Genomic DNA, 12,238 nt, shown 5'->3' with positions numbered 1-12,238 from the left:
CGCCGCGTCCGCCGAAAGGCCGGTGGGGGCGGGTGAGGACCGGTGCGGAGCCGCTATCCGGTGAGTGTCTGGGTGCCGAGCACGGCGAGGAGGGCAAGGCGTTCGGCGTCCGGGGTGCCGGGCTCGGCGGTGTAGATCATGATGCGCAGATCGCTTCCCGCGACGCTGAGGATGTCGCAGTCGAGCGTCAGGGCACCCACCTGCGGGTGATCGATGGTCTTGCGCGCGGCCTCGTGCCGGCCGACGGCTCCGCCGTCCCACAGCTCGGCGAACCGGTCACTCTTCGCGCGCAGCTCCGCGACCAGCCGCCGTACCCGTAGGTCCGCCGGATACCGGCCCGCGGTCGCCCGCAACGCCGTGACCTGCGCGATTTCGAGTGCGCGCTGGGACTGCGGTGTGTGGCGGACGCGGCCGGGCGGGCCGAGGAAGGTGCGCCACACCGCGTTGCGCTCGTTGCCGTGCAGCTCGCCCATCAAGGCCACGTACAGAGGGTTGGCGAGCAGCAGGGTCCACGCCGCGTCCGAGACCGCGACGGGCGTCCCGGTCAGCCGGTCCAGCATCCGCTGGACGCTGGGTGTGATGTAGGCGGGCACCGTGCCCTGGCCCGGTGGCACCAGCCCGGCGGCGTGGAACAGATGCTCGCGCTCGGCCACGGACAGGCGCAGCGCCCGGCCCAGGGCCTCGACGACCTGTTCCGAAGGGTTGGTCGCCCGGCCCTGTTCGAGGCGGGTGACGTAGTCGACCGAGACCCCGGCCAGCAGGGCGAGCTCCTCCCGGCGCAGCCCGGCCGCGCGCCGATGGCCGCCGGCCGCCAGCCCTGCCGCCTCCGGGGAGACCCGGTCGCGCCAGCGCCGCAACGTGTGCCCGAACTCCGTGGTCGCCATGAACCCCACTGTGCACCGCCCGGCCCGGATCGTCCTGGTACTGGGAGTCCCAGGAAAACGGGACTCCTGGCTCGCCCGTGCGGCTGTGCCGCAGCGTGGAGGCATGACAACAACACTGATCACCGGAGCGAACAAGGGTCTCGGCTTCGAGGCCGCCCGCCGGCTCATCGCCGCGGGACACACCGTCTACCTCGGCAGCCGGGACGCCGAACGCGGCCGCCGGGCCGCCGAGCAGCTCGGTGCGCGCGCGATGCAGCTCGACGTCACCGACGACGCGTCCGTGCAGGCCGCGGTGAAGGCCGTCGAGGCCGACGGAGGGCTGGACGTACTGATCAACAACGCCGGTATCCAGGAGGAAATGCGGGACGGCACCGTCGTGATCGATGCATTGGGTCTGACCGCGGACGTGATGCGGAAGACATTCGAAACGAACGTCTTCGGCACGGTGCGCGTCATCCACGCTTTTCTCCCGCTGCTGCAGCGTTCCGCCGCCCCGGTCATGGTCAACGTCAGCAGCGGCCTGGCCTCGCTTTCCCTGGTCACCACCCCGGGAACCCCGACGCACGCCTACCCGGGCGTGGCCTATCCGGCGTCGAAAGCCACGGTCAACATGATCACGGTGCAGTACGCGAAGGCGTTCCCGGACATGCGGATCAATGCAGTGGAGCCCGGCTTCACCAAGACCGACCTGAATGCGCACAGCGGCATTCAGAGCGTTGAGCAGGGCGCCGAGATCATCGTGCGCATGGCCCAGCTGAGCCCTGACGGCCCGACCGGCGGGTATTTCGACGCCGAGGGGACTCTTCCCTGGTGAGAGACCTTCCCTGATCGCGGGCTGTTTCCCGGAGTGCGCCACCGCGCCGGGGACAGCCCGTCCGCATGAGTGAGCCAGTGGGCACCGAAAGTCACGTCGCCCCGCTATCGCTCCTCCTATTACTCGTCTTTGTTCGGTCCGACCGGCTGGCCGGCTGTCCGGTCCCGAAAAACAGAAGGGGCCGGCCTTGAGCCGGCCGGATCTTTCGCGCCCGGCGTACGCAATGCCTGGATCAAAGGGGATCGGGATGGGCGGGCGAGGGCAGGCCATCGCCGAATAGAGGCTGTTTCGGTGGCCTGGAAACCCCGCATCGAGTGAGCCCGGGCACAGGACCTACGTCACGTCCGAAGCCGCTTAGTGGACGTATTTCCCTTCCCTTTCGGGCCGCGCACAGCCCCGACGGGTGCCTTTCGGCTCTGCTTACTAAGACGGGTAGTAAGCGAGGTCTTTGCCATCGCCGGCGGGCCGCGTTAACCATGGTTCGAGCAGCACGAACATGAGCGCAGCGCCCTCTCGACACATCAGCGAGACCGGGCCCGCCACCTGCTCCGCACGCCGCCGCTACGGCCGGCCGTCCCCTGATCCCGTCTGGAAGAGGTTCATACCGCATGCCCGCACCCACTCAGCTCTCCTCCCTGCGCACCTTCCGCCCCTCCAAGCGCTTCAAGATCTCCGCTGTCGCGCTCACCGCCGCCGGCTGCACCACGGCCCTCGCCCTCGCCGGCACCGCCACCCAGAGCACCTCCGCGCTCCCCGCCATCAACGTCGCGAAGGTCTCCGCCGACGGCCAGGCCGGCACCAAGGTCCAGGCGCTCACCAAGGGAGCGGCTGTCAGCTCCTACCCGGCCTACGTCGGCAAGCCCGCCGCTGCGAAGGACGCCTCGCGCGACCTCACCAAGGGACCCGCGAAGGCCAAGCCGGTCGCCGCCGCCCAGCACAAGGCCAAGCCGGCCGCTAACCGGTCGACCGTGCGCAAGCCGGTTGCCGTGTCTGCCCCGAAGTACTCGAACAACCTGGACGGTTGGATCCGCGAGTCGCTGGCCATCATGAAGTCCAAGGGCATCCCGGGTAGCTACTCCGGCCTGCACCGCAACATCATGCGCGAGTCCAGCGGCAACCCGAACGCCGTCAACGACTGGGACATCAACGCGATCAACGGCATCCCGTCCAAGGGCCTGCTCCAGGTGATCCAGCCGACCTTCGACACCTACCACGTCGCCGGCACCGCCAATCGCCTCACCGACCCGGTCGCCAACATCACCGCCGCCGCCAACTACGCGGCGCACCGCTACGGTTCGATCGACAACGTGAACTCCGCGTACTGATCAACCCAGCTCACCCAGCTCCACCAGATCACCAGCCCCCTCGGCCCACTCGGCCGAGGCCGGCCCGAACCGGTCGTCGCCGGCCTCTCCCAGGCGTGTTCCTGGGAGAGCACCCAACTGGTCGGGCCGAAAAGGGCACATGGACTGCCGGCTATGCGAGCCAGAGAGAGCTGCGCCGGTGACGCGCCGGCGGTATGTCCACCGCATCCGCGGCGTCGAGTGCGAGTTCGCCGGTGGTGGAGTTCACCAGTCCCAGGAGAGTCCCTACTTGGGCTCGCAGCCGCTGTCGTGCCCGGCGTTCCTCCTCCGCGGACCACCGAGCGACGGAAGGGTCCCGACAGCTTCGAGCCCACGAGTAGACCTCCACCGTGCGCCGGACCATGCGCGGGTGGGGCCTTCTGGACTCATGCGTCGCATCGCTGAAGGTGCGGGCGCTGTACCTGAGGTCGTGGAGAACCACGGAACGCCACGGGTGTTCAGGCCGGCAGTCGGGTGACTTCCCGCTGTGGTGCAGGGGAACGTGGTGGTGGGCGGTGCGTGCCACGGGGCTCCGTTCGCAGCAACCGCCAGGTATCTCCTGGCGGGCTACTTGAAGCCCGCCGGCCCTGTTGAACGTGTGTTTCTCATGCCCGGAACCTTATCCCGCCGGTTCTGCGGGCAGGGATGCTGCGGGTCTGCCGGACTGACGCCGGGCGCCCGCTACACCGTCGATTCCCGCCGACTGGACGAGAACCACGCGAAAATCCGCAAGGTCTGGGACGGCCTCGGCGGCGGCGAATGGCCGGACGAGGCCCAGTGGCGGACGCTGCGCGCCGCGGACGAGCTGACCACCGAGAAATTGGCCGGACTGACCGCATCCGAGCACGGGACCGACACGGTCACCGTCATGCTCCCGATGCCGGGAATCCGCTTCCTGCGGCTGTCGAAGAACTGACACCGACCACCGGACCCGGCGCGCCCGACGGTGTGCGGCGCCCGCACTCCGGGGCCGGCCGGCCCTGACACCGGCCGGCCCCGGGGGGAAAACAGTCCCCGCCTGCCGCCGCCCCTGGGCTTGCCCGGTGCGCCGACCGTGCGGAATGCCCGGGTGGGGGCGAAGCTGGAGATATGGAGATCACGATGCGGCTGGCCCAGCAGCCGGAGGCCGACGAGCTGCTCGGCCGCAGTCCGCTGGCGGCGCTGGTCGGCATGCTGCTGGACCAGCAGGTGCCGATGGAGTGGGCCTTCTCGGGGCCGTACACCATCGCCCAGCGGCTGGGGGCCGATGACCTGGACGCGCATGCCATTGCCGCGTACGACCCGGACGCCTTCGCGGCGCTGCTGTCGGAGAAGCCGGCCGTGCACCGTTATCCGGGATCGATGGCGAAACGGGTCCGGCAGCTGTGCGCGTACCTGGTCGAGCACTACGAGGGGGACGCCTCGTCCGTGTGGACGGGCGCGGATACGGGCGCGGAGCTGTTGGGGCGGCTGAAGGCGCTGCCCGGCTTCGGGGAGCAGAAAGCGCAGATCTTCCTGGCACTGCTGGGCAAGCGGCTGGGCGTACGGCCGAAGGGGTGGCGGGAGGCGGCGGGCAAGTACGGGCCCGCCGGGGTCTACCGGTCCGCCGCCGACATCACCGGACCGGAGTCACTGGCGAAAGTACGGGCACACAAGCAGGAAATGAAGGCGGCAGCGAAGGCCGCCAAGTGAGGATCTGATCATGATCAATGGTGTTCATGTGGTGATCTACAGCCGGGATGCCGAAGCCGATCGCGTGTTCTTCCGCGATGTGCTGGGTTATCCGCACGTGGATGCGGGCGGCGGATGGCTCATCTTCAAGCTGCCGCCCGCCGAAATCGCCGTGCACCCCACCGACGGCCCGGAGCGCCACGAGCTCTTCCTGATGTGCGACGACGTCACCGCCAGCGTGGAGGAACTGACGGCGAAGGGCGTCACGTTCATCCAGCCGGTGACCGACCAGGGCTGGGGTCTGATGAGCATTCTGCAACTGCCCGGAGGTGGCGAGGTCGGGCTGTACGAACCCCGTCACGAACGAGCTCACGAGCTCTGACCCTGCGTGGTCACCGCGCCGGCGAACGCCGCCGCGCCGCCCGGTTCAGTCGCGCGTGTCGGTGTGGCGGTAGCCGAAGGGACCCGGGAGGTCCGTGGACGTGGTCCTTCTGCCGGTGGTCGACCAGGTGCGATGGCCGCCCTTCGAACCGAGGGTCAGGGAGAGCGACTTGCGGTTCACGTTGAGGCGGACGCCGGGGAAGATCCGGAACGACTTGCGGAAGGTGATGGGCATGGGGGCCTCCTCGATCGGTGTTGTGTGCGTCGCCTGCCCCAAGAGGCCTTGTTCTACCTCCTCATGAGAAGAATTTCGAGCACCCGGACGCACACGCGGACGCACCGCACTCACCTCCCGTTGCCGGGAGGTGAGTGCGGTTGGCGTCAGGTTGTCGCGGGTTGTCTCAAAGAGTGATGACGACCTTGCCGAAGGCCTTGCCCGAGGCGTAGAACCGGTAGGCGTCGGGGGCTTCCTCGAAGGTGAACTCCCGGTCGATGACCGGATGGATCCGGTTGACCTGCAGTGCGCGGTTCATCGCGAGGAACTGGTTGCGGCTGCCGACGGCCACGGTCCGCAGGACGGCGCCGGAGGCGAACAGTACGCCGGGGTCCAGGGGTTGTGCCGTGCCGGAGACGAAGCCCACGCAGGCGACGTGACCCGCCACCGCCACCGCCTTGAGCGACTGCTCCAACAGGCCCGCCACGTCGACCACGCGGTCGGCGCCCCGGCCGCCGGTCAGCTCCACGACCTTGGAGGCCCAGTCGGGCGTGGACCGGTAGTCGATGACCTCGTCCGCGCCGAGTTCGATGAGGCGCCGCGCCTTGTCCGGGCTGCTCGTCGTCGCGATCACGCGGGCTCCGAGTGCCTTGGCGAACTGGAGCGCGAACAGCGACACGCCGCCCGACCCCTGGGTCACCAGGGTCTCGCCCGCCCGCAGGCCGATGCCGTCACCTGTCAGCGCGTTCCAGGCGGTGACCCCGACACAGGGGAGTGCCGCCGCTTCCTGGTAGGAGAGGTGATCGGGGACCGGGACGAGTGAGTCCTCGCTGATCAGCGCGAGCTCGGTGAGCATGCCGTCGAGGGAGCCGCCGCGCTGTGGCAGATGCTGAAGGCCGAACGGGCCGTCCTGCCAGCTCGGGAAGAGCGTCGCCGCGACGCGGTCGCCGATCTTCACTCCGTGTACTCCCGGACCGAGCGCCACGACTTCGCCGGCACCGTCCGACACCGGGATCACGTCCGGTTTCACCGGTAGGACGTAGTTGCCTCGCAACACCATCAGCTCGCGGTTGCTCAGCGAGACGGCCTTGACGGCCACCAGGACCTGTCCGGTGCCGGGGACCGGGTCCGCGTGCTCCTTGATCGACAGGCCTTCTATGCCGGCCCCGCTGTTCACGTGGTAACTGCGCATGGTGTTCTCCATCCATCCATTCGTTCTGTGGCTTGCGGAGCTCAGCTGTCGGTCTCGGTCTGTCGGTCCCGGTCGTCGGCAGGTGGGGCTCAGCCGGCGAGTCGGTCGAGTGCGGCGGGCCCGTCGAGCCCGTCGACGGCGAGTGGTACGTCGCCGGTGGTCTTGCTGTAGCCGAGGGCCTCGACGATCAGGCCGTTCCGTACGTGCATGAGGTTGACGCCGCGGACGGAGTCGGCCGGTCCGTCGCCGAAGCGGTAGCGCCAGCGGATCGTCGCCCGTTCACCGGCGATGACGACGTCTTCGGGCTCGAACTGGGTGGTGCGGTCCTCGGCGACGGTCTGCCAGAACTCCAGGCATGCGGCGCGGCCTTCGTAGCGGGCGCCGTCGGGGGCCGGCTGGTTGGCCTCCATCACGCAGTGGTCGTCGATCAGGTCGGCGAGTACGGACCCGTCGTGGTGGATGAAGGAGTGGTTGAGGCGGTCGATGACTTCGGCGGTGGTGCGGAACGACATGCCGTAACCCCTCAGAAGTAGAACGATTGATCTACCCGGACCATATAGACCGGTTGATCTACTCGTCAATGGGTGGCAGGCTGGCACTTATGACGACTCGCACCGCACCGGGACCTCGCGAACGCCTCCTGGAAGCCGCCCAGCGGCTGACCTACAGCCAAGGCATGGCCGTGGGCGTCGACGCACTGCTGAAGGAGGCGAACGTGGCCCGGCGCTCCCTCTACGAGCACTTCGGCGGCAAGGACGGACTGATCGCCGAGGTCCTGCGGCGGAGCACTGCCGAGGACGAGGCCGCCTACCACCAGGCCATCGAGGCGGCGGGCGATGACCCTCGTACCCGTCTGCTGGGCGTCTTCGACGGCATCGCCGCCGCCATTGACCGGCCCGACTTCCGCGGCTGCCGCTATCTCGCCGCCGATCTCGCCCTGACCGACCCCGACCACCCGGGACACGCCATCACTCGTGCGTACCGCATGCGGGTGCAGCAGCTCCTGGAGCACGAGCTCCTCGCGCTCGGACACCCGCGGCCCGTGGCTGCGGCCGGCGAGCTTCTGCTGCTCATCGACGGCGCACTGGCGGCGGGGGTCACCCGCCCCGCAACGCATCCCGCGGCCTCCGCCCGACGGCTCGCCGAGCACGTCCTCGACGCCCGGCCGGCGGCCGCCTGACGAGGACGCGGGCCTGGCGGGCGTATTGGTCGCCAGGTGGTTACCGGCCGCCTTCGTACTGCCGCAGCCGGCGCTCCAATGCTTCTCGGTGCGCCCGTTCACCGCTGAGTTGGCGGCCGAGGACGATGGCCCGGTACTCCTCCGTACGGGCCCACTCGTTGCCGCAGTCCGCGCGCCGTTCATTCACCTGGCTGGACTCGTCCGAGAGGCTCAACAGGGTTGCCTGCACGCGGCCAGAAAATGAACTACGTGGTGCAGGGAATCCTTACGCAGTTGCCGACCGCGCTGATCATCGGCGCGGCCGGGCTGGCAATGCGGAAGGTCAAGGGAAAGGCGCGGCTTCGCAAGAGCCGCGGTAGGAGCGGGGGTGGCCGGCAGGAGCGACGGTTGATGGCGCCGTTGATCCGGAGAGCGGCCGGCGGGATCACCGGCGGGCCCGTCGGCCCGCCGGGTTCGGATCACGAGGACGGAAGCCTCGCGGCCACTCCGAACATGGTCACGGACATGTGCAGCGCGCCCTCATCGGCAGCTGCGGTGAGATCGGCGTACAGCGCGTCCCGCTGCTGCTCGGAGATCAGCTCCTCGCGCAGCGCGGACTCGCCGAGCATGCGGATGAGCTGCCAGTTGACCTTGGTGTTGCTCTGGATCAGTGCCTGGGAGCCGACGTCGGTGATCTCCAGCCCCGCCGTGGCCAGTTGGCCGACGAGTTGCCGTCCGGCGTGCGGATTCGCGGAGGCCGTCAGCGCGCGGCGCATCAGCGCGGCGACGACCTCGGGGTCGCCGGGGTGCAGGAGCGCGGTCGCCCAGTCCGTGTCGAGCAGGACGACGCGCCCGCCCGGCCGCAGGACGCGGACGATCTCCCCGACCGCCTTCGCGGGCTCGGTGAGGTGCTGGAAGACGCGCTCGCACCACACCACATCGGTGCCGGCATCGTCGAGCGGCAGCGCCACCGCGTCACCCGCGACGAACCGGGCGGCGTTGCCGGCCGCGGCCGCGCGGAGTTCCGCGGCCTCCCTCAGCCCGTCGTGCGGTTCGACCCCGACCGCCTCACCCGACCACCCTGCCGTATCGCACCGACATTCGAGTCCTGGCGGCCCTTACATGGCCGGTCCGGAGCCTGGCGGCCGTCCCGAGCGCCTGGCCGGAAGAAGCCGGAAGAAGAGGGATAAACCTTCCGGAGCCGCCGACGCCAGCACGGCGCGGCTCGGCGGAGCGCTGACGCCAGTAAAGTCACGGGTGGTGGCGCCACGTCGGGGCGCCGGAGTATGGAGGATTTTTCCTGTGCTGATCGCTCAGCGTCCGTCGTTGACCGAAGAGGTCGTCGAGGTGTGGCGTTCACGGTTCGTCATCGAACCGCTGGAGCCGGGATTCGGCTACACCCTGGGGAACTCGCTGCGCCGGGCGCTGTTGTCGTCGATCCCCGGTGCCGCTGTCACCAGTATCCGCATCGATGGCGTTCTCCATGAGTTCACCACCGTGCCGGGCGTCAAGGAGGACGTGACCGACATCGTCCTGAACATCAAGCAGCTCGTGGTGTCCTCGGAGGAGGACGAGCCGGTGGTGATGTACCTGCGCAAGCAGGGCCCGGGTGTCGTGACCGCCGCCGACATCACGCCTCCGGCCGGTGTCACGGTGCACAATCCCGACCTGGTGCTGGCCACCCTGAACGCCCAGGGCAAGCTGGAGGTGGAGCTGACCGTCGAGCGTGGTCGCGGCTACGTCTCCGCCGTCCAGAACAAGCAGCAGGGCCAGGAGATCGGCCGTATCCCGGTCGACTCCATCTACAGCCCGGTGCTCAAGGCCACCTGCACGGTGGAGGCGACCCGTGTCGAGCAGCGCACCGACTTCGACAAGCTGATCGTCGACATCGAGACCAAGCAGGCGGTGCTGCCGCGTGACGCCCTGGCGTCGGCCGGCAAGACCCTGGTCGAGCTGTTCGGCCTGGCCAGCGAGCTCAATGCCGATGCCGAGGGCATCGACATGGGCCCGTCCCCGACGGTTGCGGCCCTGGCCGCCGATCTGGCGCTGCCGATCGAGGAGCTGGATCTCACCGTCCGCTCGTACAACTGTCTCAAGCGTGAGGGCGTCCACTCGGTGGGCGAGCTCACGGCGCGTTCCGAGGCGGACCTGCTCGACATCCGCAACTTCGGCGGGAAGTCGATCGTCGAGGTCAAGATGAAGCTGGCCGGTATGGGTCTGACCCTGAGGGACAGCCCGCCCGGGTTCGACCCGACCGCCGCCGCCGACGCTTTCAGCGCCGACGAGGACGGGAACACCGGGTTCCAGGAGACCGAGCAGTACTGACCGGACGACCGGATTCCCACCGGTCTCGGCCCTGCCGCCCGAAGAGAGCTTCTGGTGGCAGGGCCGGGACGGTGGGCAGCGTCCAGCAGATTCGAGCCCGTGTGGGCGTCCGGCCAGAGGGCCGGTGCACCCGGAGCGGCGCCCAGGCCGAGGCGGCCGCCTCCGCGCCGCGCCGTGCCGCGCCGTGCCACACCGGCAGGAGACGCCCGTTCGGTCCGCTGCGCGCAACCGCAGGGCCCCGCGATACCTTCTCCGGCATGGATCCGCTCACGTTCGACTACGGGGATTTGCACCTGCGCGTGGACCGGGGGGTGTTCGAGCTCTTCAACCTGGCCTCCGCCGAGCACACGTTCCGGGTTCCGCTGCGCTGGCTCGGGGCCCTGGTCCACTACAAGAAGCCGGAGAAACCCGGTCAGTTGCTCTTCGGTGTCGTCCGCGATCCGAGCGCTGCGCTCTACGGCACCGACCGGCTCGCCTTCAGGTTCGCCAGTTCGCCGGCGGTCCAGGTGCCGCCCGACGACGAGATGTTGTTCCGCACGTACTTCACCGACGTGGCCACGCTCGCCGACCGACGGATGGGCTGACATGGAATCAAGGGTCTTCGAGCACGGTGACGTGCATCTGCGGGTCGACCACGGCATCTTCGAGGTGTTCCGGCGCAATCACATCATCGGGTCGTACCGGTCCCCGCTGAGCTGGGTGAAGGTGCGTGCCGAGGCGCGCAAGGGCGGCGTGACCCGGCTGCATTTCGGCAATGTCGAGCAGCTCGACGAACCGATCTACGCCAGCACGACGAGTTCCCGGCGTCTGCTGATCACCGTCGACCTCCCCACCACCGACGAGCCCCTCTACCGCGCCTTCTTCACCGAGCTCGCCCACCTCTCCGATCGTCCCATCGCCTCGTAGCGGCAGGGGAGTCCACCGCAGGCACGGCGGGCCGTTTCTCGCTGCATTCCGGCCGGTTCTGAACGGACGTCGGACGGTGCCCGTACTTGCCGACAGTTTCACTGCTGCGCGTCGCGCAGTCGGGAGAGGGAGGTCACCGGTCATGGCGCTCACGCTCTACGTCGACCCCGTGCGCTGGAGGGCGCATCAGGATGTGGTGACCCGGCAGTTCCCCGGGATGGTCCCGGTCGTCAGGGGCAACGGATTCGGCTTCGGCCACGAGGCGCTGGCCGAGGAGGCCAAGCGCCTGAAGGCGGACGTCATCGCCGTCGGTACGACCTACGAGGCAACCCGGATGAAGGACGTCTACAGCGGACGGGTTCTGGTCCTGTCGCCGTCCTGGCGCGGTGAGCAGGCCCCCGCGCTGCCGGGGCGGGTGATCAGGTCGGTGTCCTGCGTCGAGAGCCTGCGCGGTCTGAGGGGAGCCCGTGTCGTCGTCGAGGTGGTGAGCAGCATGAAGTCGCCGGGCGTCAGTGTGCACGACCTGCACCTGCTGCGGTCCGCTCTCGAGGACGTCATTCTGGAGGGGTTCGCCATCCACCTGCCGCTGAACCGGATCGGCGGCCCGGACGCCGCCGGGGAGGTCATGGCGTGCATGGAGCAACTCCGCGCCGCGGGCCTGCCCTTGCACACCATGTTCGTCAGCCATCTGGAGGCCGGGGAACTCGACCAGGTGCAGAGGCAGTTCCCCCACACGCGCATCCGCGCCCGCATCGGGACCCAGCTGTGGCTGGGCGACCAGGAGGCCACTCAATTCCGCGCGTCGGTCCTGGAGGTCAGGCCGGTCGTGAAGGGAGAGCGCTTCGGTTTCCTGCAGGGCAAGGTGCCCTCCGACGGCTGTCTGGTGGTCGTCACGGGCGGTACCTCGCACGGGGTGGGCCTGGAAGCCCCGAAGGACCTGCACGGTGTGGTGCCCCGGGCCAAGAACGTGGCCCGCCTCGGTCTGGCCACCGCCAATCACCACCTCTCGCCCTTCGTCTGGGCGGGCAGGCGGCGCTGGTTCGCGGAGCCGCCGCACCTGCAGGTCTCCGTCCTCTTCGTGCCGCAGGACGTCCCGCGGCCGAAGGTGGGCAGCGAACTCGTGGCGCGCCTGGGGCACACCGTGACCCGCCCCGACCGGGTCGTCGACTGCTCGTCCCAGGCGTGGCCCGCTACGTCCGACCTCGCTACGACCGCGTCGGCCGACTTCGACCGAGCCTGTGAGGTGGTCTGAGATCGCGGGCCACGGCAGGCCATGGCCACGACGGGCCGAATGAACCCACCGAGGACGTCAGAGCCAGTGTGCCGGGGGACAACGCGCGGACCGACGCTCCCGGCCGCGCCCGTATCAA

General features: G+C 69.3%; 15 protein-coding genes and 1 pseudogene. 10 read left to right on the top strand and 6 right to left on the bottom strand.

Annotation, left to right across the window (positions count from 1 at the left end; all coding sequences use genetic code 11):
• Positions 1 to 53: 53 nt before the first annotated feature.
• Entirely contained in the window at positions 54 to 884 is an 831-nt protein-coding gene (locus tag C8250_RS03615) for a helix-turn-helix transcriptional regulator (RefSeq protein ID WP_138354596.1), read from the bottom strand.
• Between the two features lie 103 nt (positions 885 to 987).
• Here C8250_RS03615 and C8250_RS03610 point away from each other — a divergent pair, with 103 nt between their 5' ends.
• From C8250_RS03610 to C8250_RS03590, 5 genes are all read left to right on the top strand, one after another.
• The gene (locus tag C8250_RS03610; protein ID WP_138354597.1) at positions 988 to 1,698 is read left to right on the top strand and encodes an SDR family NAD(P)-dependent oxidoreductase; all 711 of its coding nucleotides are present in this window, start codon (positions 988 to 990) and stop codon (positions 1,696 to 1,698) included.
• Positions 1,699 to 2,306: 608 nt separating this feature from the next.
• Entirely contained in the window at positions 2,307 to 3,023 is a 717-nt protein-coding gene (locus C8250_RS03605) for a transglycosylase SLT domain-containing protein (RefSeq protein ID WP_138354598.1), read from the top strand.
• 625 nt (positions 3,024 to 3,648) lie between these two features.
• On the top strand, positions 3,649 to 3,957 hold the full coding sequence (locus C8250_RS03600; RefSeq protein ID WP_138354599.1) for a hypothetical protein: 309 nt from the start codon (positions 3,649 to 3,651) through the stop codon (positions 3,955 to 3,957).
• A 173-nt stretch (positions 3,958 to 4,130) separates the two neighbouring features.
• Positions 4,131 to 4,712 (top strand): HhH-GPD-type base excision DNA repair protein, encoded by a 582-nt coding sequence (locus tag C8250_RS03595; RefSeq protein WP_138354600.1) that lies wholly within the window; start codon positions 4,131 to 4,133, stop codon positions 4,710 to 4,712.
• 28 nt (positions 4,713 to 4,740) lie between these two features.
• Positions 4,741 to 5,073, top strand: a complete 333-nt coding sequence (locus C8250_RS03590; protein ID WP_244808958.1) for a VOC family protein — start codon at positions 4,741 to 4,743, stop codon at positions 5,071 to 5,073.
• A gap of 45 nt (positions 5,074 to 5,118) precedes the next feature.
• Here the strand turns inward: C8250_RS03590 and C8250_RS03585 are convergent, their stop codons facing one another.
• From C8250_RS03585 to C8250_RS03575, 3 genes are all read right to left on the bottom strand, one after another.
• On the bottom strand, positions 5,119 to 5,307 hold the full coding sequence (locus C8250_RS03585; protein ID WP_138354602.1) for a DUF4236 domain-containing protein: 189 nt from the start codon (positions 5,305 to 5,307) through the stop codon (positions 5,119 to 5,121).
• Positions 5,308 to 5,473: 166 nt separating this feature from the next.
• Positions 5,474 to 6,478 (bottom strand): NAD(P)-dependent alcohol dehydrogenase, encoded by a 1,005-nt coding sequence (locus C8250_RS03580; protein ID WP_138354603.1) that lies wholly within the window; start codon positions 6,476 to 6,478, stop codon positions 5,474 to 5,476.
• A gap of 89 nt (positions 6,479 to 6,567) precedes the next feature.
• Entirely contained in the window at positions 6,568 to 6,990 is a 423-nt protein-coding gene (locus C8250_RS03575; protein ID WP_138354604.1) for a nuclear transport factor 2 family protein, read from the bottom strand.
• Positions 6,991 to 7,079: 89 nt separating this feature from the next.
• Between C8250_RS03575 and C8250_RS03570 the strand changes: the two genes are divergently transcribed.
• Positions 7,080 to 7,658 (top strand): TetR/AcrR family transcriptional regulator, encoded by a 579-nt coding sequence (locus tag C8250_RS03570; RefSeq protein ID WP_138354605.1) that lies wholly within the window; start codon positions 7,080 to 7,082, stop codon positions 7,656 to 7,658.
• 40 nt (positions 7,659 to 7,698) lie between these two features.
• Here the strand turns inward: C8250_RS03570 and C8250_RS03565 are convergent, their stop codons facing one another.
• Both C8250_RS03565 and C8250_RS03560 read right to left on the bottom strand, forming a co-directional pair.
• Entirely contained in the window at positions 7,699 to 7,887 is a 189-nt protein-coding gene (locus tag C8250_RS03565) for a hypothetical protein (RefSeq protein ID WP_138354606.1), read from the bottom strand.
• A 229-nt stretch (positions 7,888 to 8,116) separates the two neighbouring features.
• A pseudogene (locus C8250_RS03560) lies at positions 8,117 to 8,701 on the bottom strand (methyltransferase domain-containing protein); the annotation flags it as partial.
• A gap of 238 nt (positions 8,702 to 8,939) precedes the next feature.
• Here C8250_RS03560 and C8250_RS03555 point away from each other — a divergent pair.
• The 4 genes from C8250_RS03555 (at position 8,940) to C8250_RS03540 (ending at position 12,120) form a co-directional block, all read left to right on the top strand.
• Entirely contained in the window at positions 8,940 to 9,962 is a 1,023-nt protein-coding gene (locus tag C8250_RS03555; protein WP_138354608.1) for a DNA-directed RNA polymerase subunit alpha, read from the top strand.
• 257 nt (positions 9,963 to 10,219) lie between these two features.
• Positions 10,220 to 10,546, top strand: coding sequence for a hypothetical protein (locus tag C8250_RS03550; RefSeq protein ID WP_138354609.1), 327 nt, complete (start codon positions 10,220 to 10,222; stop codon positions 10,544 to 10,546).
• Position 10,547: 1 nt separating this feature from the next.
• On the top strand, positions 10,548 to 10,868 hold the full coding sequence (locus C8250_RS03545; RefSeq protein ID WP_138354610.1) for a hypothetical protein: 321 nt from the start codon (positions 10,548 to 10,550) through the stop codon (positions 10,866 to 10,868).
• Positions 10,869 to 11,010: 142 nt separating this feature from the next.
• Positions 11,011 to 12,120 carry an alanine racemase gene (locus C8250_RS03540; protein WP_138354611.1) on the top strand — a complete coding sequence of 370 codons (1,110 nt, stop codon included), beginning with the start codon at positions 11,011 to 11,013 and terminating at the stop codon, positions 12,118 to 12,120.
• Positions 12,121 to 12,238 lie beyond the last annotated feature (118 nt).

The organism is Streptomyces sp. So13.3 (assembly GCF_005860785.2).
Lineage (GTDB): Bacteria > Actinomycetota > Actinomycetes > Streptomycetales > Streptomycetaceae > Actinacidiphila > Actinacidiphila fildesensis.
Note: the sequence above shows the minus strand (reverse complement) of the source record. Positions and strands in the feature narration are given on the sequence as shown.